We start from the raw sequence: 20,022 nt of genomic DNA on the forward strand, positions 1-20,022 counted from the left end.
TATTGTTTGATAACGAAGATTCACTTCATAAAGTTTTAATTTATTGTCTGATAAACGTTAATTAGTTTAATCAACTGATACAATAAGAGGTTTAATTATTTAATAAATTGAAAAGCTATATTGTTTATTTATATTCATTCTAAAAAAAATGTTAAATACATTTGTACATATCAAAATTAAAAAATAATATGTTGTTCACACACAAAAATATAGATACACCACAATTAATTCTTAGCGTAAGCAGAGAAGGTGTAACTCTTATGAGAGTGTTTGGATAGATTATATATTTATATAGTGAAAAGGTCCGGATACTCAATGTATTCGGACCTTTTTTTTGTTTCACATTTTAAACTTTAAAAGCAATGTCTTTTATCAAAAAACAAGAAGCCGCAATAGGCTATCGTAGTGTATGGAATCAATTTTTAGCTCGTCCAAAATTTCAGAAAAAACGAGTTCAATTTAACACTTAGAACATTATTAAAATGAAAAATTTATTTAAACTATCTTGTATAGTAGTCCTCAGTTTGTTGGGAAGCTATTTCTACATGAGTGAACATTTTGTTGCACTTATGCAAACCGCATTATACTTATTAGGTACAATTCTAATAGTTGTTTTGCCTTTTATCTTATTCGACAAAAAGTCGTTAGATAAACCAAAAGAAAATAAAACAATAGAGAGAGAGAAAGCACATGAAGAATTTGTGAAAACACTCCAAACAACTCTATTAGAAAAAGGTGAAAAAGAATCTATCTACATGTCAATCTACAAAGTAGATAATTCACCTTAATTTAGATTTAGCTTGAGGCAGTTTATTCACTGCCTCTTTTTTTTATATAAATATTTTGATATAAAAAAATTTTCAACTATATTCGTTTAAACAAATAATGTATAGACAAATATAGTAATGAAAAACGATAATATATATTCAGTTCAGCAAATAGGAGCACAGTGGCCAACTTTTGATCCGTTCTTATTTACAGCACACCATAAAGAAGTTTACCCTAAGGGAAATGATGACATGTCAGTAAGTGAGCCTTTAACAGGTAGAAATATTGGTTCTGATTTTTCATCAAAAGATGGGTGGAGCATGTATCATGGTCGTAAAATACCAGGTTTCCCTTACCATCCACATAGAGGTTTTGAAACAGTTACAATTGTTGAAGAAGGATTAGCAGATCATTCTGATTCTTTAGGTTCTGCAGGGAGATTTGGAGAAGGAGATGTACAATGGATGACAGCAGGAGCTGGAGTTCAGCATTCTGAAATGTTTCCTTTATTAAATACAAAAGATAAAAATCCTCTTGAGTTATTTCAGATTTGGTTAAATCTACCTAAAAAAAGTAAAATGGTAGAACCGAGTTATAAAATGTTATGGCATGAAGATATACCTATTGTACATGAAAAAGATCAAAACGGTAATTCTATAGAAATTAAAGTAATAGCAGGTGCTTATAAAAACACAAATCCATTAGCATCAACACCTAATTCATGGGCAGCTGATGAAAACCATAATGTTGGAATTTGGAGAGTACATTTAGCACCAAATGCAGAATGGTCGCTTCCTGCAACTGCTAAAACATCAAATAGAGCATTATATTTTTATAATGGAGATAGTATTACAGTGGATTCAACAAATGTCTCAGAGAATGTAATGTTTCATGTTAACCCACTAGCCGAGTTAAAAATAAAGGCAGGAAATACAGATACTTATATCTTAATATTACAAGGTGATCCAATAGGAGAACCAGTTGCACAACACGGTCCTTTTGTGATGAACACAAGAGCAGAATTGCAACAAGCTTTTAATGATTTTCAAAATACTCAATTTGGTGGTTGGCCATGGGATAAACAAGAAATGGTTCACCCTAAAGAAAAAGGAAGATTTGCATTACATGCTGATGGTAAATTAGAAGAAAAATAAGGACTTAAGCCCATTTGAATAAAATCAGATGGGCTTTATTTTTAAGAAGGTAATTTAGTCTGATGTATAGTTTTCTAAATAATTAGCAGGGATAATTTTAAGGTTTTCTCTAATCTCATTTCTATATTTTATTAACTCAGGGAACTGTGAGAAAAAAGTAATTTTTTGTTCTTTAATGGTAGTAGGTGAACTGATTTCATCAAGAACAAAGAAAGTCCATGCTTCAGCAATGTCTTCTTCCGGAGTTTCAGTAGCATAATCAGTAACAAATTCTTCTTCATGTATTAAATAGAAAGTATACAGTTTTTTTAATTTACGCCTTTCATTTTTAATTGCATCAATCTTATCCCATTCAAAAAGGAGATCATTTTTCCAAAATAATTTAATATACTGACCTAAATAACTATCTTCTTTTGCATAGCCTTCAGAGGTTAAATAACCTTTATCATTATCTTGGTATTGATCATCTGTTGGCTCAATTTGACTTGCATTTAGAGTTAGCACATGCCCAAATTCATGGATTAAAGTATGCTGATAATCAAGAATAACTTTTTCATCATGTGATGAAAGGTCGGTATCTTTCACATCTAACTCAATTTGCCATTCAGAGTTATTCCCATTTAAACTATTCATTCCGCCAAGATCTTCTTGAATTCCATCTGTATAAAGTCTAAATGATGTGATATATTGTTTTATAGGCTCATGGGGTAGAGTATTTGTAATAAAAGACCAATACTCTATACCAATAACATCAGATTCATTATTATTTAGAATTATTTCTCCATTTTTGATGGTCCATAACCCGATTTCTGTTCCAACTTTTTCTTGACCTACTACTATGAAAGATAAAGTAATAAAGTAGAGAAATGAGTAGATTCTTATCATAATTTTTAAGAAGGTTTAAATTTATATCAGCAATAGAAATTACAAAATTGATAGGTCACAAAAAAGAGGTGAACTGATTATCTATCAATCCACCTCTTCATTTCAAAAAACTATATATTAATGAAGACTACATCCACATTTAGGAATTGTAAAACCATTTGTTTGTTCATGCCATTCAAATGATTCATTATAGCCATCTTCTTCCCAATAGAATTTTTTACGTTTTTCTCCATCAATCTGATCCATATTTTCAGCATCATAAAGAACTCCGTTAATCATTACTTTTTCGATAGATTCACTATTATAAATATCTTCTAAAGGATTTTTCTCAAGAATAATTAGATCAGCTAATTTCCCTTTTTCTAAAGAACCAATATCATCATCTAAACCAAGATAATGTGCACCATTGTAAGTGGCAGAACGAATTGCTTCCATAGGAGACATTCCACCTTGTGCCAGCATCCATAATTCCCAATGAGCTCCAATTCCTTGTATTTGACCATGAGCACCTAGATTCACTTTTACTCCTTTATCAGACAACATTTTTGCAGATTTAGAAGTGGCAATATGTCCAATTTCATATTCCTTTTCAGGAACCATCGTTCTATGTCTAGAACGACTGTCAATAATTGCTCTTGGTGTAAACTTTAAAAGACGTTCTTTTTCCCAAACATTGGTATGTTGGTACCAATAGTATTCTCCATTAATACCACCGTAATTTACAATTAGTGTAGGAGTGTAGCCAACTTCTGTTTTAGCCCACAGATTTTGAACGTCATTAAAAACAGGAGTAACTGGAATATTATGCTCAATACCTGTATGTCCATCAACAATCATAGACATGTTGTGGTAGAATGTAGAACCACCTTCAGGAACAACCATGATTTCTTCTTCTTCTGCAGCTTTTATTACTTGCTGGCGTTGTTCCCTTCTTGGTTGATTATAACTTTTTACAGAGATAGCACCCCAAGCTTTAGTTCTTCTTATTGCAGACCTTGCATCGTCTAAACTATTAATATTTGCTTTAAAATCACCATCAGCTCCATAAAGTATCACTCCAGTAGAGTAAATACGAGGGCCAACCATTGCTCCAGTTTTAACCATTTCAGATTGGTTAAATACCATTTCCGAATTGGCAGAAGGATCGTGTGTCGTAGTTACTCCATATGCTAGGTTTGTAAAATATGGCCAGTTTTGTTTGGCACTTAACCCTAATCTAAATGCACCTAAATGAGCATGAGCATCAACAATACCTGGCATAATTGTTTTATTTTGGCAGTCAATTACTTTAGCACCAGATGGTATTTTAATATCATTTCCAATGGCCTGAATTCTATTTTCTTTAATAATAATAGTCCCATTTTCGATTACTTTATTTTGCTGATCAACTGTAATAATTCTAGCATTAGTTAATGCGTATACAGTTGTAGGTTTTGCAGAAGTTAATTCAAGATTGATCTTTATTCCTTCTGTTTTCATATCGGGTAAATCTTTTGGGGCACCCTCTATAAAAGAGAAAACATCTTTTAAGTCAGTAGAAAAATATTCATTTCCTAGTGACCAATGTAACTGAGTATTATCATTAGACCAGTGAATATTATAACCTGCATCTTTGGCAACTTGGGCAACAGGTATTGCTTTAGTAGAAGAAGACAGGTCAATAGGTTTTCCAGTCTTTGGCATTGGAGCAATATAAACTTTAAATAACTCTGTAAATGCAATCCATTTGTTATCAGGTGAAGGCACAAATTGGTTTGTATATTTTGTTGTGAAATGTACTTTTACATCCTCTCCATTTAAATTTACACTTTTAAATGCTTTTTTAAGACTTCCGAAAAAGAACCCACCTGTTTGGTAATACACTCGGTCACCTTTCGTATTGAATTTTGGGAAATCACCACTTTCTACTATTCTTTTTAAAGTGCTTAAGTCTGAAATTGCAACTGTATATAAACCTGGATTTTTGGTAAAAGCATAACCTTGTTGATTATTACCCGCTTCTTTCACAAAAACTAATGACTTATTATCAGGTGAAAATTGAGGTCTTCTATAAATACCCTTTGGTAATGCAAGGGTAGAAGTTGAATTATCGTTTAGATTAATTACATGAATTTTTCCTTTTTCTTGATCTGACCATGAAGTATATACCAATTTATTACCGTCTAATGATAAACTAGGTTCATATTCAAATGCAATGTTTTGAGTAGTTAGCCTCTTCGGTTTTCCATTTGGTAATTTCTTACTATATAAATATCCTGCTGCATGAAAATAAATGGTTTTTCCATCTTTAGATGTAACAACATTTCTAATTGCCTTAGCTGTAAATTTATCAGGGGCAACTTCATGTTTAAATCGTAACGATTTTGAAACTTCTTGATCAACATCAACAGAAAAAGGAACAATTTCACCTTTACCAGTAGTAGTATTAACTTTCCATATTTTACCACCTTTACCCCAAATTATTATATGTTTATCATCTGGTGTCCAAGCATATTTTGTTGAAGGACCAAAAATTGCCCAGGCTTCTTGTTGATCTTTTTCGAGTTGATCAAATAATGGGGTTTGAGTATTGTTTTCAAAATCATGTATATATAAAACAGATTTTGTTCTCACTCTTCTTATAAATGATAGTTTTTTACCATCGTGCGAAGGTTTAGGACCAATTGCACCTCCAGGACCACTAACTACAGTTTTAATTTCTCCTGATTGTCTATCATATGATTTAATGACATAAATCTGATTATTTGGGTCTTTATTATATTGGAAAAAACCACCAGGGTAAACATCCTCTGAGAAATAGATATATCTACCATCATTAGACACACTTGGCTCGTTTATATCTTGTTGTTCATTTTTTCTTTTAACGAGTTCAATACCTTCACCTCCAGAAATATGATACATCCATAATGCTCCAGCACCCAAAGATCTTGTGAAAGTATAGTGCTTTCTTGCAACTAAATATTGACTATCCTCGGTCCAAGTTGGGTTATTTAATAACCTGAATTTTTCACTTGTGATTTTTTTTGGATCAGACCCATCTGTTTTCATATACCAGATATTATCTCCGCCTCCAGCATCAGAAGTAAAAGCGATATATTTTCCATTTGGAGAATATTTTGGTTGAACTTCCCATGCTAAACCACCTCTTAAAAGAGTGGCTTTTCCACCAGTGATTGGCATTGAATAAATGTCTCCTAATAAATCAAATACTATTGATTTACCATCAGGGCTAACATCTAGATTTAACCATGTTCCTTCATCAGTAGTGAAATTAATTTTAGAAGTCTCTCTTTGTGGTTTATTGACATCCCATTTTTCTGCTTTCTCTTGAGCAAACGTAGTTGTTAAACTGGAGAGTAATAGGAACTTAATTGATAAGAGTAGGTTACGCTTATTAATCATTTACGTTGAGTTAAAACTTAGTACTTATTGAATTGTATTGCAATGTGTTAATTACTTGAAGAGTATCAAATTTTTGAAGTAATCTTAATTTAATTTTAACAAGTATTAGGTTGTATTCTATGCTGTAATTATAGGTATATCAAAAATGATAACACTAAAAATATACTATTAATAATTCTAAAGTCGATAATATTAATAATTATCGACTTTAGAATTATATGCTATTATTTCATGATGATCTCATCAGTTTTTTGGTTTTCTTTTGATGGAGGGCTTTCATTAAATATTTTATTTAAATTCCCGTTTACCCAATATCCATTAATACAACCAGAACTAGTGGTTAAAGATCCCTTTCCATTTTGTAAATCCTTTTTGAATTCACCTTTATAAATATCACCATTTGCGAAAATTAAAACGCCATAACCTCTCTTTTTACCCCTTTTAAATGAACCGATATATTGTCGTCTATCCTTATACGTATAAACACCATTACCGTGTGGCCTAGAGTCAAAAAATTCACCAATATAATGATCTCCATTTTTGTAAGAAAAATCACCTTTTCCCTGAATTATATCATCAACAAAGTTACCTTCATATCGATTACCATCAACCCATAAGAAAACACCATATCCGTTAAATTTATTGCTTTTAAAATGGCCTTTATAAATAGAACCATCTGCCCATTTTAATGTGCCTTCACCTTCGAAATTTCCGTTTGAGAATTCTCCAGAATATTCATTATTATTAAATGTAAATACCCCAGACCCGTTTGGGTATCCATTAATCCATTCACCTTTATAAGAATCTTTGTTCTTATAGATCATTTCACCATGTCCATTCTCACAATCACCTTCTACACAAGTTTGTGCATTAGTAAAAAAAGAAAAAAGAATAAAAGCGATAAGGATATAAGTTTGTTTTAACATACTGTAGATTTTACCTTGTTACTACAAATATGACATATAAAGGACATCAAAAGGTCACTTTGTTAAGTATTATTAGTTCTTATTAATGTTCAATTTAACTCAGAGAATCAGTTATTTATTGAAAGAGCAGAATAAACTGCAGTACCCCAGCACAACCACCTAAAATTGCTCCAACACTTATTAAAATCCATTCATCTTCTTTGAAAGCTGGTCTAAGAAGCCCTTCAAAATCTTCGTAGGGTAGATCTTCTATTTTCTTTTGAATGTTATTTTTTAAATCAAAGACCTGATCGGCATAGGGGAATGCGTCTCTTAAGCAAATATGAAATTCTGCCATAAAAGTAAAATGAGCTATATTTTTAACAATACCTAAATGCTTTTTGGCAAAATCTTCATCTACAAATTTTTGAATTACATCTTTAATATCATCGTATGTATCATCTACTAATTCACTAATTCTGATATTAAATATTTCAGACAACTTTTTTTTACCTGTATTCTGAAGTGTATATCTAAAAATACGTTCTGTAGTAAGGATTTCTTGTGTTATAATTTTTGAGTAAACTTCGGCAACTGTAATTTGCCTTTGAAGAAACAATCCTTGAAACCTCATTCCTAAGAAATAAATAGGTTCTTTTGGTTCGAAAATCAATTTTAATGCTAGCCAGTTTGTCGCATACCCTACAAATACACCAAAAAGAGGTAAAAGCCACCATGGATTATAAAAGTATGCAATAACCATTTGAACCAACCCAAATAGAAACCCAAAGTATAAACCTGAGATTTCAATAAATTTAAATTCCTTCTCACCACACTTCATGAAAATTTCATTTAAAAGTCCGGGCTTTTCTAGAACGGTGTCTAAAGTAAGTTTCTTAAGGTCGAGCATTTCTCTGATGTTGCGACCTATATCAAAGAGAATTTTTTCAGTAACTCCAGGAATTTTTTCTTCTATTGATTCATAAATAGATATTTTTACAGAAGTAGGTGAGTTTTCCCATAAGTAGGGAATTTCTGATTGCATTATAAGATCTACAGTTTTTCTTGTAACTCTTGAAAGTGATTCTTCCATTTCATGAGACACAATATCTGGATCTAATAAGGCAAACTGATCTTCTATTTTTAAAAGTTTAGCAGTAAGTAAATCAACAGATTTTGATGCAATTTTAGTTGATTTAGTTGGTATTATACCTTGCCAACCAAAAGGACGTATTCCAAAAAAATGGATAGGGTAGAACATCATTTTGATTGCTGCAAAATTTGTGAACCATCCTACAAAACCACTAATAAGAGGAATTGAAATATATAAGAAAAAATCATTAATAGTAAAAGTTGAATCCATTAAGCTAAGTTACAAGTTGTTTTTAACTCAAAACAAAAAAAACTCCCATTAAATATATTTTAAAGGAGTTTTTTTATGAATGATATATACTGTTGTTTATGCAGATACCTTTCCACTAAAAAGAAGATACAACTCAATTAAAGCAATAAAAATGAATATTGCAGCAAGTATTCGTTCTTTATAAGTTAATATAAAAGTACTTTTTTTATGCATTTGATAATAGAATCCAAAACCTATTGCATAAAAAATTGAAGACATTAATATATAATTTAAACCAGCAGCGTACATTAACCAAGCACAATAAATTGAAGATAGGAAGCCAATCATAAATGCTTTTCTTCTTTTTTTAATGTCTTGTTTATAGATTTTTCGGTTATATGCTTCTTTTACTAAAAATAGTGAGCTTAGAAAGTATGTAGGTAATATCATTACACCAGCAATATTAATTGCAGCGAGGTAAACATGCTGAGCAAATACTACACATAATAATGTTATTTGAATAACTATACTCGAAATAATCAATGAACTTTTGGGAGCTCCGTGTTTATTGTCTGAATCAAAAAACGTTGGCATTACGCCATTCTTTGCGGCTTGAGAAGGTACTTCTGCTACTAATATTGTCCATGCAATCCATGCTCCTAAAATTGAAAATATAACGCATATATTGACAAAAGTAACACCCCATTCTCCAACAGCATTTGCTATTACTCCACCCGTAGAAGGTGTAATAAGTTGGGCTAAATCAGGTTGTTTCATTAACCCGAATGATAGAACAGATATTAATACATAAATAACTAATGCAGCAAAAAAACCAATAGCAGTTGCTTTAGATACATCTTCTCTTTTTTTAGCTTTTGTAGAAATAACTACAGCTCCTTCAATTCCAATAAAACACCATAATGTAACCATCATGGTACTTTTAATTTGACTGCTGACACTACCTAAATTTAATGAAGAACCCCATATGTCAAAATTGAAGTTATCAATCTCAGTATAAATAAGCATTAAACCAACAATTGCAATTAAGCCAATGAATTTAGCTATAGTTGATATAGTATTTAAAAATGCAGTATTTCGTGTACCATACATTGATAGGAAATTCATTATCCAAATAAATACTGAACCAACAATGATCATTTCTTTACTATGATTTAGTAAAATAGGAAAGAAAGAACCAAAAGCATCATTAAGCATTACAGCAAAGGCTACATTACCAAAAGCAGCACATAACCAATATCCCCAAGCAGCATTAAAGCCAACATATTTTCCAAAACCTTCTTCAGCATATGCATAAATATCAGATTTAATATCTTGCCTTTGATCAGATAGAATTGCAAAAGAACGTATCAAAAACCAGATACCAATGCCCGAAATAATCCATGAGATAACAACAGCACCTAATGCCGCACCATGTGCAATATTCTGAGGAATATTAAACACACCACTACCAACCATTGAACCAAAAACAATTGCTATTAATCCAATTAATCCAACCTTATTTTCTCTATTTTCCATTGTTTTGTATACATGCACACTTCTATTTATACAATAGTACTTGTTTAATTAATTTTTAGATGAAAACTTAAATATTATTAATATAGATAGAAGTATATATTGGTTAATAAAAATTAAGCATGTTTTAATAGTACTATTCAATAAGAATACACCTAATTAACAATTAATTTCTTATCATTTTTTATAGCCATTGATTTATCTTTCAATTGTACAACAATCTCGAAATTTCATAATATGTTTTTGATGCTCATTAAATTTAAATATATTTAAATATTAGTGAGTAATTATTCAATCACTTAACATCTAGTGTTTTATTAAATATATTTAGTATTACACTCTACTTACTTTAAACACCATGAATAGTAGCACAGAATATGACTATGTAATTATTGGCTCTGGTTTTGGAGGATCCGTATCAGCGATGCGTCTTTCGGAGAAAGGGTACAAAGTATTGGTTATAGAAAAGGGGAAGAAATTAAATTCAGAAAATGTACCCAAGACAGATTGGAATATCCCTAAATTTTTATGGGCTCCTTTTATAAAATGTTTTGGCCCTCAAAGTCTAACTTTTTTTAAAGAAGTATTTATTCTTGGTGGAGTTGGTGTTGGTGGTGGTAGTAATGTATATGGAAATACGCACATGTTTCCATCTGATAAATTCTTTAATAATAAGGCTTGGTCTCATTTAAATAATAATTGGAAAAAAACACTACTTCCTTTTTATGATAAAGCTAAATTTATGCTTGGAACCATCCCTTTTACAGATCTTCATACAGAAGATATGCTACTAAAGGAGATTGCGACAGAAATGGGGAAAGAAGATTCTTTTGGTGGTGTAAATGTTGGTGTCTATTATGGTGATGAGAATGCTGAAGTAGACCCTTACTTTAATGGATTAGGACCTAAAAGGAAAGGATGTATTAAGTGTGCTGGCTGTATGCTTGGTTGTAGATATAATGCAAAAAATACTTTAGATAAGAATTACCTCTTTTTTGCAGAAAAATTTGGTGCTGAAATTTTACCTGAAACGATTGCTACAGGAATACATTATCAAAATAAGGAGTACTTAATTGATGTTCAATCGAGCACATCTTGGTTTAATAAAAATAAAAGAACAATTAAAGCAAAAGGATTAATTGTAAGTGCGGGTGTTATAGGCACAATGAAGTTGTTACTTAAAGAAAAGTTTGAAAGTAAAAATTTAAATAAATTATCAGATCAATTAGGTAATGCAATTAGAACCAATTCTGAAATGCTTTGTGGAATTTCGAATGCAGACAGGGCTTTAAATAATTCTGTTGCAATAAGTTCTTATTTTAATGCTGATGAAAATACTCATATAGAAGTAGTTAAGTATAATACTAATTCTGGTGCAATGGGTAGAATGTCCGCATTAGCAACAGGTCCTGCAAAGACAGGAGTAAGGGCTGTAAAATTAGTTGGAAATATACTATCGAATCCTTATGACTTCTTAAGAAGTACTTTTAAAATCAGAAATTGGGGTAAGAATTCAATTATTCTTTTAGTAATGCAATCTTTAGAAGAGAGCTTAAAATTAGAATGGAAAAAAGGTTTATTTGGTGGTTCAATCCGTTTTGATCCTAAAGAAAGTAATGCTGTTCCTGCTTATATAGATATAGGTCAGAAAGTTTTACATAGATATGCAGAAAAAGTAAAAGGTGTACCTTTAAATGCAGGTTCAGAAATTTTATTAAATACCCCTATGACAGCTCATATTTTAGGAGGTTGTAAAATGGGTAGTACTCCTGAAGAGGGTGTTGTTAAAAACACTTTTGAGGTACATAATTATCCTAATATGTATGTTTTAGATGGTTCTATAATACCATGTAACTTAGGAGTTAATCCAAGTTTAACGATTACTTCCTTAAGTGAATATGCCATGTCTTTGATTCCAGATAAAAAAGGGAATCAAAATATAAAATTAGAAGATCAACTTTTAGCAAAACAGGTGAAGGCATAATAAAAAAGGATGAAAGCATTTCTAAACTTTCATCCTTTTTTTTATTCGAATTTCGTTGAAACTCTTTGAATATGACTTAATGTATGTGTCAATTTTCCTTCACGATTACTAAATATTCCTTCTTTGGTTAAGTTATCTTCTCTTACAAAATGAGAAGCATGTATAATCTTTCCTTTTCCAGAAATAATACCTACGTGAGTTATTCTTCCTTTTTCATTATTAAAGAAGGCAAGATCGCCAACTTTGGATCTAGATAATGCAACTTTTTTTCCAATTTCAGCTTGTTGATAAGCATCCCTAGGTAACGATATGCCATGAGCACCCATAACAGCTTGCGATAACCCAGAACAATCAATTCCAAAAATAGATCTACCTCCCCATAAGTAAGGTACGCCTAAGTATTTACTTGCTGTATCTACAGGGTTCTCATTATTTAAAGAAGGTAATATACTGTGTAATTTGGCGTATTTTAATTGCATTTCATCACACTTATCATAATGGAATGGGAGTGTAGAACCAACAGATAAATGAATAGTTTTTTGATTATCGAATATTGGGTAAATTAAACGAGTAACAATAGGATGTTCTTCTGATAAATATCTTTGTGCATATTCATTAGAAACATCAGAATGTTGCCCATAAGTAATCCAACCTTCGTAATCATCTTTAATCATTTTAATTTTTATCCACTCTTTAGATCTATTAAATGATAATATTTGATACAATTCTCCATACAGTAATTGTGAAATCATTTCTGAAGAGTGGGCAGCTTTTCCTCTAACTGCTAAAGTGCTATATATACAGAGTCCAAATTTTGGCTTCATTTTCTATTCTGTTTTAGTTTTACCTCCTGTAAAACTTATGCTTGCTGTAATACTAAAATTACTAGAAGTTTTTTTTAAATCAATAAGGGTATTCTGATAATTACTTTCTAAGTAGTAATAATTTAAGATTACTTCTAAAGAAATTCTTTTCATCCAAAAATTTCCAAAACCGACTCCTACACCATAAACGTTAGCAAATCCATCAAATTTAGAAACATTTTCGTTTACTACATATGAAAGTTCTGTTTTGCTTCTCGTATATGATGCTTCTCCAAAAAGACCATTCTTGAGGTATTGTCGTATTTTTGGTCCTCCACCTAAAAAAGATTCTGAATTCTTATTACTATAACTAAAGGAAACAGTTCTTATTCCTCCGTGAAGGTATCCACTTAATAATAGTTTATCAAAAAGGAAATACCCCGCATAAATCCCTCCAAAAGCATCAATTAGAACTTGACTATTGGTGAAATTTAGGTTCTGGTTTTGATAAGCGATACCAAGTCCATAACCAAAACCAACATTCCATTGTCCTTTACTAGTTTGAAACAAAAAATGTTCTTTTTCATCTGTATGCATTTCTTTATTTTCATCCTCTTCATTTTCTTGAGCATGACTAAAGTGCACAGTACCAGAGTACAGTGAAATAATAAAAAAGAATAATGCTATTTTTTGTTTAAAACTCATTATATAATTGATAAGCGTTCTTTAATATACGCTTTTTCTTCTTCATTTGTCATGATTAGAAGAACAGATTTGGAAGTAAATTGCTGATCAATTGAAGGTTTGAAAAACCACTCTTGTCCCTCTCTTATGGCTAATACCAAAGTAGAAGGGAGTTCATGTATCTTTAAATCTTTTAGTGATTTACCATGACATTTCTCGGGTATTGTAATTTCTTCTAATTTAAAAAGCTCTGTTTTATCTCTTCTGACAACATCTAAAAATGTAGTAATATTTGGTCGTATCATTTCCATAGCCATTCTACGTCCACCAATAGAATGTGGAGATACAACTTCATTAGCACCAACAGAAATTAATTTATCTCTAAAAGCAGGTTTTTTATTTGCAGAAACAATTCTAAAACTAGCATTAAGCTGTCTTGCTGTTAAAGTAGTAACTAAGTTTAAGTTGTCATCATTGGTACAGATAAAAATACCATCAGCTTGTTTTATGCCTGCAGATATTAATGTCTCGTCCATTGTACAATCACCAACAATACCATAAGCATGTTTATACTCTCTTCGGTACTGTCTATATATTTCTTCATCTTTCTCAATAAAGACAAAGTGCTTATCAGCTTTATCAAGTTCTTCTGCTATGCGTAGACCAACACGGCCTAAACCACATATTATAAAATGATTATTTAATGTATTGATCATGCGTAAGGCTCTTCGTTTAAAAAATTCTTCTTGTATGTGCCCTTCTAAAAAGAATGCGGATAGAGAAGTGGCGATATAGGTAAAAGTTCCTATACCAGAAAACGCAATAAAAATAGCAAAAACTCTACCTACAGGGTTATTATCAAGAGGAATAACTTCACCATAACCAATAGTAGTAATAGTAATAGCCGTCATAAAGAAAGCGTCCATTGGTTCTACAGGGTAACTAGAAGTTGCCATGAAACCAACAGTACCAATAATCATGATAAAAAATATCACTCCAAAAGCAGGAAGTACTTTGGCTAATAATGCTCTCATTTATACAATATTTACCTCTGGCTCTATTTTTATTGAAAATTTATTATAAACATCTTGTTGAATAGTCATAGCTAAATCCCATGCTTCTTCTCCAGTAGCGCCTCCGTTGTTAACTAAGACTAAAGCCTGTTTTGGATAGGTTCCGACATTGCCTTTTGATTTTCCTTTCCATCCAGTTGTTTCAATTAACCAACCAGCAGGTATTTTAGTAAAATCATCACCAACAGGATAGTGGGGTGCATTTGGATATTCTTTTAGAATTGAATCTGCAATTGTATTTGCTAATACTGGGTTTTTAAAAAAACTACCACAATTACCTATTTCTTTAGGGTCTGGTAATTTTGAGTTACGAATGCCTATTATCACATTGGCAACTCTCAATGGGGTAACCTCTAAATCTGGTTTTTTAGAAAGTACATCATTAATAGCCCCGTAACTTGTATTAAAAGACCAATCTTTATTTAATTTAATAGTAATAGATATTACAGAGATTTTGCCTTTTAATTCATTTTTAAAAATGCTATTTCTATAACCAAATTGGCATTTTTTAGCCGAATAAGTTTTTAATGTAAAGTCTGAGTAATCGAGTACCTCAACTTCTTGAATTACATCTTTTACTTCTACACCATACGCACCGATATTTTGAATAGGAGAGGCTCCAACAGTTCCAGGAATTAGTGCTAGATTTTCTATACCTTGCCATCCCTTTTCAACTGTTTTCATCACTATATTATGCCAATTTTCACCAGCACCAATTTTTAATGTTACTGTAGAATCATCTTCATCAATAATTTCAAAACCTTTAATCTCATTTTTAATGATTAGCCCCTCATAATCTTTTGTGAAAAGTACATTACTACCACCACCAATAATCATAAATTCATTATTATTATTATTTTCTGATATAATTTCAGCTAATTCATGAGATGATTTTGCAGTAGTGAAATATTTTGCATTCACTTTGGCGCCAAAAGTATGATAGGGTAATAAAGATTTGTTTGTTTCAATCATGATGCGTTAAAAAATATCCATGCTTAATTTAGAAATAAGCATGGATAGTAGGTTATATTATTTTGATGCGATAAACTCAACTAATTCATCAATTGGCATTTTATTAAACTGTCCTGAAGACATTAATAATAAATTCTTATTCTCCCAATCAATTTCTTTTAAACGTTGATACAAAGCTTTTTCATCAGTAAATACTTCAACATTTTTTTGATCAAATGCTTTGTAGATATCTTCAGCTGTAATTTTTTCTAAACCTTTATTTTCTACAACCTTAGGGTTAAAGTAAACTAAAGGAATATCAGCTTCTTTTAATGTTTTAGCATACTCAGAAAGAAACGTTGAAGTTAAGCTACTAAATGTGTGTAACTCTAAACATGCAACTACATCTTTCTTTGCATATTGTTTTGCTAAAGCATTTACAGTAGCTCTAACTTTAGAAGGGGCATGAGCAAAATCTCTAAATACTTTGGTTGTACCTAAATCTTTAACCAATTGCATTCTTAAAGCAGCACCTTCGAAAGATGCAATCGCTTCTATAAATTCATCTTTGCTAACATTAAGACGTTTACAAACTTCCATTGCAGCAGTCATATTTTGTAAGTTATGCTCACCAAATACTTTTGTTGCTGTATTAACAGACCCACCTGTTAAGAAAGTTGTTCCGTCTTTTAATTTAGACTTCATTTTCTCGTAAGGAATAACATCTACATCTCCTGAGATGGTAGATTTCTTCACTAACTTTTTAAGGACCTTATCATCAGTTGAGTAAATTAAAACTCCAGCTTTTGGAGACTCTTCAATAAATAACTCAAATTGTTTTTCGTAATCTTCGTATTTAGGATACACATTGACATGGTCCCATGCAATGCCAGTAATTACACCAATATGATGATGATAGTTTAAGAACTTTGGTCTTAAATCTAACGGAGAAGACATATACTCATCTCCTTCTAGAATAACAACAGGAGCTGACTCAGTAAGTTTAACAGGTCTTTCAATACCTTTCAAAGCTGCACCAACTAAATAATCACATTCAATGTTCCAATAGCTAAGTACATGAATGATCATAGATGAAACCGTAGTTTTACCATGGCTTCCTGCAACTACAATTCTTTGTTTATTTTTTGTTTGAGAATATACATACTCAGGGAAAGAATATATTTTCAAACCCAATTGTTTCGCTTTTAATAGCTCAGGGTTGTCTTTACGAGCATGCATACCCAAAATTACAGCGTTAATATCTTTTGTAATTTTCTCTGGATGCCATCCAAATTCTTCAGGAAGTAAATCAAACTTTTTTAGGTTTGATGAAGCAGGCTCATAAATGTGATCGTCAGATCCTGATACATTATATCCTTTTTGTTGCAAAGTAATTGCAAGGTTATGCATAATGCTGCCGCCAATCGCTATAAAATGAACTCTCATGTATTTATATATAGTATTCTATTTCCTAATCGTTTTCTTCAGAACAACAAAAGTAAGATAAATTGCAATATTTAGTTAAAAAAAGAGAGATCATTTCGATTTATTTTGAGATAATTTTCTCTCTTTTGGCAACTAATTGAGCAATTTTTAGATCTCTTACCATTTTAAAACGCTCATTCATTGACAATAACCTTGAATAACTTCAAAAATGTATCAAGTCTTGATGCAAGTAGTTAGAAAATTCTAGAAAACTCTGTAATTTTGTATTTATGGATAAGTCTAATAGTAGCAGAAGTAGTTTAATTCAATCTGCTTACAGTCAAAATACACCTGAGGCAGTAGGACTTGATTTAGTGAATGCAAAGAAAAGACCGTGTGACCACAACTTAGAAAGAGTGACACTTGGTGCTTTAATCTTAGAAAAAGAAGCACTAAATGAAGTTATCGAGGTACTGAAGACAGAGACTTTTGATAGAGAAGCACATCAATATATATATAATGCAATTGTTGGGATTTTTAATAGGAGTGAACCTGTTGATGCTATGACAATTGTAACGGAACTTCGTAAATCTGGTGAACTAGAGAAAGTTGGAGGTGTAGGATACATCGCTAAACTTACTCAAAATGTCACTTCATCTGCGAACGTTCTTCACTATGCTCGTATTCTTCAAGAATATGCAATCAAACGTAAGCTTATTAATGTATCTAATGAGATTCAATTAAAGGCCTATGATGATACTACAGATGTTTTTGATCTTTTAGATAAAATGGAAACATCTTTATTCGAAGTATCAGAAGAAAATGTCCGTAAGAATTATATGGGCATGAACGAGGTTGTGAAAGAAGTTTTTCATGAGTTAGAAGAACTAAGAGATAACGATAATGATTTTACGGGTGTTCCTTCAGGATTTACAAATCTTGATAGGGTAACATCTGGTTGGCAACCATCAGATCTTATTATTATTGCCGCAAGACCAGCAATGGGTAAAACGGCCTTTATTCTTTCAGCTTGTAGAAATGCTTCTGTTGGTTTCGGAAAGCCAACAGCAATATTTTCTCTAGAGATGTCAGCTGCTCAGTTAGTAAAACGTTTAGTTTCTGCTGAGGCTGAATTAGAAAGTGAAAAATTAAAGAAAGGAAATCTTACAGAGCAAGAATGGAGAAAACTGGTTGATAAAACCGGCCAACTTTCTTCTGCTCCAATTTATATAGATGATACTCCTGCATTAACTGTTCTAGAATTAAGAGCAAAGTGTAGAAGGCTAAAGGCACAGCATGATATTCAAATGATTGTGATTGATTATCTTCAATTGATGAGTGGTGGTGATAGCAAATCTAAGGGTAACCGTGAACAAGAAATTGCCTTTATTTCTAGGTCATTAAAACAAATCGCAAAGGAATTAAATGTACCTGTTATTGCATTATCTCAGTTAAGCCGTGCTGTTGAAACACGTGGTGGAGATAAACGACCTCAATTATCCGATCTTCGTGAATCTGGATCTATTGAGCAAGATGCAGATATGGTTATGTTCTTATATCGTCCAGAGTATTATGGATTAGATGAAGACGAAGAAGGTAATTCAACTAAAGGTATGGGTGAAGTAATTATTTCTAAAAACCGTAGTGGTGGTTTAGAAAATGTTCGCCTAAGATTTATTGGTCAATTTACCAAGTTTGCAGATTGGGATGAAGGTTCTTTTATGGGCCATGATGATATGATGAGTGGCATGGACATGGGTGGCGGTTTTGCCGGTGCACCACCTCAACCTATTGGTATGCCACCAAGTGGAGAAGTTGGATTTGATCAAGGAAATGCAATATCAATGCCTCCTGATTTTGATCTTCCTCCAACTGATAATCAAGGGCAAGATGATGGACAAGAATATCAAACTCTTCCTTCAAAATTGAATAGAGATGATAATCCACCACCACCTCCTCCTTCAGATCCTCCATTTTAAAATGAAAAAGGCTACTTCGAAATAATCGAAGTAGCCTTTTTCATATACTAAAGTAACTTGATCGAATCAGAAACTTAGAGATTATTAAAAAAGTCTTTCACATAATCTGTCGCATCTTTTGCTGTTTCAACAATTGGTTCTGTTACTTTCTTAAAATCATCTTTGTATTCATTTTTAAAATATTTATCGTCTGCTAAGGCTGTATTAGTGATGTGTTCTCCATTTAAAATAGTTTCATATTCACCACTTTGCACCCATTTTAATAATTCTTGTACTCTTGTTACAGGAAATGGATGAGTTTGAAGAATGGTATTTAAAAACTTGTGGGTAGTATCTATCACACCAGACAATTCATGGTACTCCTCTGCTTGTTTGATAAATTCACCTAAATGCATCTGATCAATCTGACCACCTCCAGCTATTTTCATTAGAGTATGTATACATTTTTCAGGATCTTGAACAGCAAGTAAACCTGCTCTATCTGCGGATAATTCACTTTTTCGTTCCCATTCTTTTAGAGCCATAATTATTCCCATAATTGCCGCTCCACCAAGAGGAATACCAAAATCAAAAATTGATATTTTTAATAGAATCTGAAGTAGTGTTCTATACAAAGAGTGCCCACTTAATATATGCCCAATTTCATGAGCAATGACAGATTGTAGTTCTTCATCATTAAAAGCATCTAGTGTACTTGAATTAAGAACAATAAATGGTTTGTCAACACCAATTACACCAGCATTAAGAATTGGGTTTTGTGAGATATATAACTCAGGTAATTCTTCAATATCAAAAATTTGGCAAGTTTCTTTTAATAGTTCATACACTTTAGGAAACTGCACTTCATTTACTCTTACTGCAGATGCAAGTGTCATTAATCTAAGAGACTTCTCTGTTGTTTTACTAAAAATGAATTTTAGTATTGTATCAAAACCTTTAAGGCTTTTTACTGTTTTTAAGGCTAGTTTGTCGGCAGGATGTTCCCAAGTACTTGAGTTGATATCAGTGAAGTGAACTTTTTTTAGTTTTAATTCTTTAGAAGTCATTGTTTGAAAATTGGAGTAATGTTATAATTAGTTACCAATTTAATAAACTATTTTTTACTAAAACTATTTTATTCAATTCATTTCTACA

General features: G+C 31.6%; 15 protein-coding genes. 4 read left to right on the plus strand and 11 right to left on the minus strand.

All coding sequences use genetic code 11. The annotated features are described in order from the left end of the window. The first annotated feature begins 482 nt into the window (after positions 1 to 482). Together KM029_RS03025 and KM029_RS03030 are read left to right on the plus strand one after the other, a co-directional pair. A complete protein-coding gene (locus KM029_RS03025; RefSeq protein WP_144075305.1) occupies positions 483 to 788 on the plus strand; it encodes a hypothetical protein in 306 nt (101 codons plus the stop codon). A gap of 117 nt (positions 789 to 905) precedes the next feature. Continuing rightward, positions 906 to 1,922, plus strand: a complete 1,017-nt coding sequence (locus tag KM029_RS03030) for a pirin family protein (RefSeq protein ID WP_144075306.1) — start codon at positions 906 to 908, stop codon at positions 1,920 to 1,922. Positions 1,923 to 1,976: 54 nt separating this feature from the next. Here KM029_RS03030 and KM029_RS03035 read toward each other — a convergent pair whose 3' ends face one another. The 5 genes from KM029_RS03035 to KM029_RS03055 form a co-directional block, all read right to left on the minus strand. Further along, entirely contained in the window at positions 1,977 to 2,807 is an 831-nt protein-coding gene (locus KM029_RS03035; RefSeq protein ID WP_144075307.1) for a putative zinc-binding metallopeptidase, read from the minus strand. A 117-nt stretch (positions 2,808 to 2,924) separates the two neighbouring features. Then, complete coding sequence (locus KM029_RS03040) at positions 2,925 to 6,209, minus strand: amidohydrolase family protein (RefSeq protein WP_144075308.1); 3,285 nt, start codon at positions 6,207 to 6,209, stop codon at positions 2,925 to 2,927. Between the two features lie 224 nt (positions 6,210 to 6,433). Continuing rightward, positions 6,434 to 7,135: an MORN repeat-containing protein gene (locus tag KM029_RS03045; protein ID WP_144075309.1), complete on the minus strand. Its 702-nt coding sequence runs from the start codon at positions 7,133 to 7,135 to the stop codon at positions 6,434 to 6,436. 115 nt (positions 7,136 to 7,250) lie between these two features. Beyond that, positions 7,251 to 8,477 (minus strand): DUF445 domain-containing protein, encoded by a 1,227-nt coding sequence (locus KM029_RS03050; RefSeq protein WP_144075310.1) that lies wholly within the window; start codon positions 8,475 to 8,477, stop codon positions 7,251 to 7,253. Between the two features lie 96 nt (positions 8,478 to 8,573). Next, positions 8,574 to 9,992 carry a basic amino acid/polyamine antiporter gene (locus KM029_RS03055; protein ID WP_144075311.1) on the minus strand — a complete coding sequence of 473 codons (1,419 nt, stop codon included), beginning with the start codon at positions 9,990 to 9,992 and terminating at the stop codon, positions 8,574 to 8,576. A 355-nt stretch (positions 9,993 to 10,347) separates the two neighbouring features. Between KM029_RS03055 and KM029_RS03060 the strand changes: the two genes are divergently transcribed. Further along, entirely contained in the window at positions 10,348 to 11,973 is a 1,626-nt protein-coding gene (locus KM029_RS03060) for a GMC oxidoreductase (RefSeq protein WP_144075312.1), read from the plus strand. 41 nt (positions 11,974 to 12,014) lie between these two features. Here KM029_RS03060 and KM029_RS03065 read toward each other — a convergent pair whose 3' ends face one another. The 5 genes from KM029_RS03065 to KM029_RS03085 are packed head-to-tail and all read right to left on the minus strand — an operon-like array spanning position 12,015 to position 16,930. After that, positions 12,015 to 12,797 (minus strand): C40 family peptidase, encoded by a 783-nt coding sequence (locus KM029_RS03065; RefSeq protein ID WP_144075313.1) that lies wholly within the window; start codon positions 12,795 to 12,797, stop codon positions 12,015 to 12,017. A gap of 3 nt (positions 12,798 to 12,800) precedes the next feature. Further along, the gene (locus tag KM029_RS03070) at positions 12,801 to 13,481 is read right to left on the minus strand and encodes a porin family protein (protein ID WP_144075314.1); all 681 of its coding nucleotides are present in this window, start codon (positions 13,479 to 13,481) and stop codon (positions 12,801 to 12,803) included. Further along, positions 13,481 to 14,494: a potassium channel family protein gene (locus tag KM029_RS03075; protein WP_144075315.1), complete on the minus strand. Its 1,014-nt coding sequence runs from the start codon at positions 14,492 to 14,494 to the stop codon at positions 13,481 to 13,483. The genes KM029_RS03070 and KM029_RS03075 overlap by 1 nt, the downstream gene beginning before the upstream one ends. Next, the gene (gene murB / locus KM029_RS03080) at positions 14,495 to 15,505 is read right to left on the minus strand and encodes a UDP-N-acetylmuramate dehydrogenase (RefSeq protein WP_221465147.1); all 1,011 of its coding nucleotides are present in this window, start codon (positions 15,503 to 15,505) and stop codon (positions 14,495 to 14,497) included. 57 nt (positions 15,506 to 15,562) lie between these two features. Next, on the minus strand, positions 15,563 to 16,930 hold the full coding sequence (locus tag KM029_RS03085; RefSeq protein ID WP_144075317.1) for a UDP-N-acetylmuramate--L-alanine ligase: 1,368 nt from the start codon (positions 16,928 to 16,930) through the stop codon (positions 15,563 to 15,565). A 269-nt stretch (positions 16,931 to 17,199) separates the two neighbouring features. Between KM029_RS03085 and dnaB the strand changes: the two genes are divergently transcribed. Next, positions 17,200 to 18,888: a replicative DNA helicase gene (gene dnaB, locus KM029_RS03090; RefSeq protein WP_144075318.1), complete on the plus strand. Its 1,689-nt coding sequence runs from the start codon at positions 17,200 to 17,202 to the stop codon at positions 18,886 to 18,888. 74 nt (positions 18,889 to 18,962) lie between these two features. Here the strand turns inward: dnaB and KM029_RS03095 are convergent, their stop codons facing one another. Then, entirely contained in the window at positions 18,963 to 19,934 is a 972-nt protein-coding gene (locus tag KM029_RS03095) for a M48 family metallopeptidase (RefSeq protein ID WP_144075319.1), read from the minus strand. Between the last annotated feature and the right edge of the window lie 88 nt (positions 19,935 to 20,022).

The sequence above is a fragment of the Flammeovirga kamogawensis genome (assembly GCF_018736065.1).
In the GTDB taxonomy this organism is placed as follows: Bacteria; Bacteroidota; Bacteroidia; order Cytophagales; family Flammeovirgaceae; genus Flammeovirga; species Flammeovirga kamogawensis.

Coding starts and splice junctions, on each gene's coding strand:
- KM029_RS03025 (WP_144075305.1), top strand. CDS start 483: ATGAAAAATTTATTTAAACTATCTTGTATAGTAGTCCTCAGTTTGTTG.
- KM029_RS03030 (WP_144075306.1), top strand. CDS start 906: ATGAAAAACGATAATATATATTCAGTTCAGCAAATAGGAGCACAGTGG.
- KM029_RS03035 (WP_144075307.1), bottom strand. CDS start 2,807: ATGATAAGAATCTACTCATTTCTCTACTTTATTACTTTATCTTTCATA.
- KM029_RS03040 (WP_144075308.1), bottom strand. CDS start 6,209: ATGATTAATAAGCGTAACCTACTCTTATCAATTAAGTTCCTATTACTC.
- KM029_RS03045 (WP_144075309.1), bottom strand. CDS start 7,135: ATGTTAAAACAAACTTATATCCTTATCGCTTTTATTCTTTTTTCTTTT.
- KM029_RS03050 (WP_144075310.1), bottom strand. CDS start 8,477: ATGGATTCAACTTTTACTATTAATGATTTTTTCTTATATATTTCAATT.
- KM029_RS03055 (WP_144075311.1), bottom strand. CDS start 9,992: ATGGAAAATAGAGAAAATAAGGTTGGATTAATTGGATTAATAGCAATT.
- KM029_RS03060 (WP_144075312.1), top strand. CDS start 10,348: ATGAATAGTAGCACAGAATATGACTATGTAATTATTGGCTCTGGTTTT.
- KM029_RS03065 (WP_144075313.1), bottom strand. CDS start 12,797: ATGAAGCCAAAATTTGGACTCTGTATATATAGCACTTTAGCAGTTAGA.
- KM029_RS03070 (WP_144075314.1), bottom strand. CDS start 13,481: ATGAGTTTTAAACAAAAAATAGCATTATTCTTTTTTATTATTTCACTG.
- KM029_RS03075 (WP_144075315.1), bottom strand. CDS start 14,494: ATGAGAGCATTATTAGCCAAAGTACTTCCTGCTTTTGGAGTGATATTT.
- murB (WP_221465147.1), bottom strand. CDS start 15,505: ATGATTGAAACAAACAAATCTTTATTACCCTATCATACTTTTGGCGCC.
- KM029_RS03085 (WP_144075317.1), bottom strand. CDS start 16,930: ATGAGAGTTCATTTTATAGCGATTGGCGGCAGCATTATGCATAACCTT.
- dnaB (WP_144075318.1), top strand. CDS start 17,200: ATGGATAAGTCTAATAGTAGCAGAAGTAGTTTAATTCAATCTGCTTAC.
- KM029_RS03095 (WP_144075319.1), bottom strand. CDS start 19,934: ATGACTTCTAAAGAATTAAAACTAAAAAAAGTTCACTTCACTGATATC.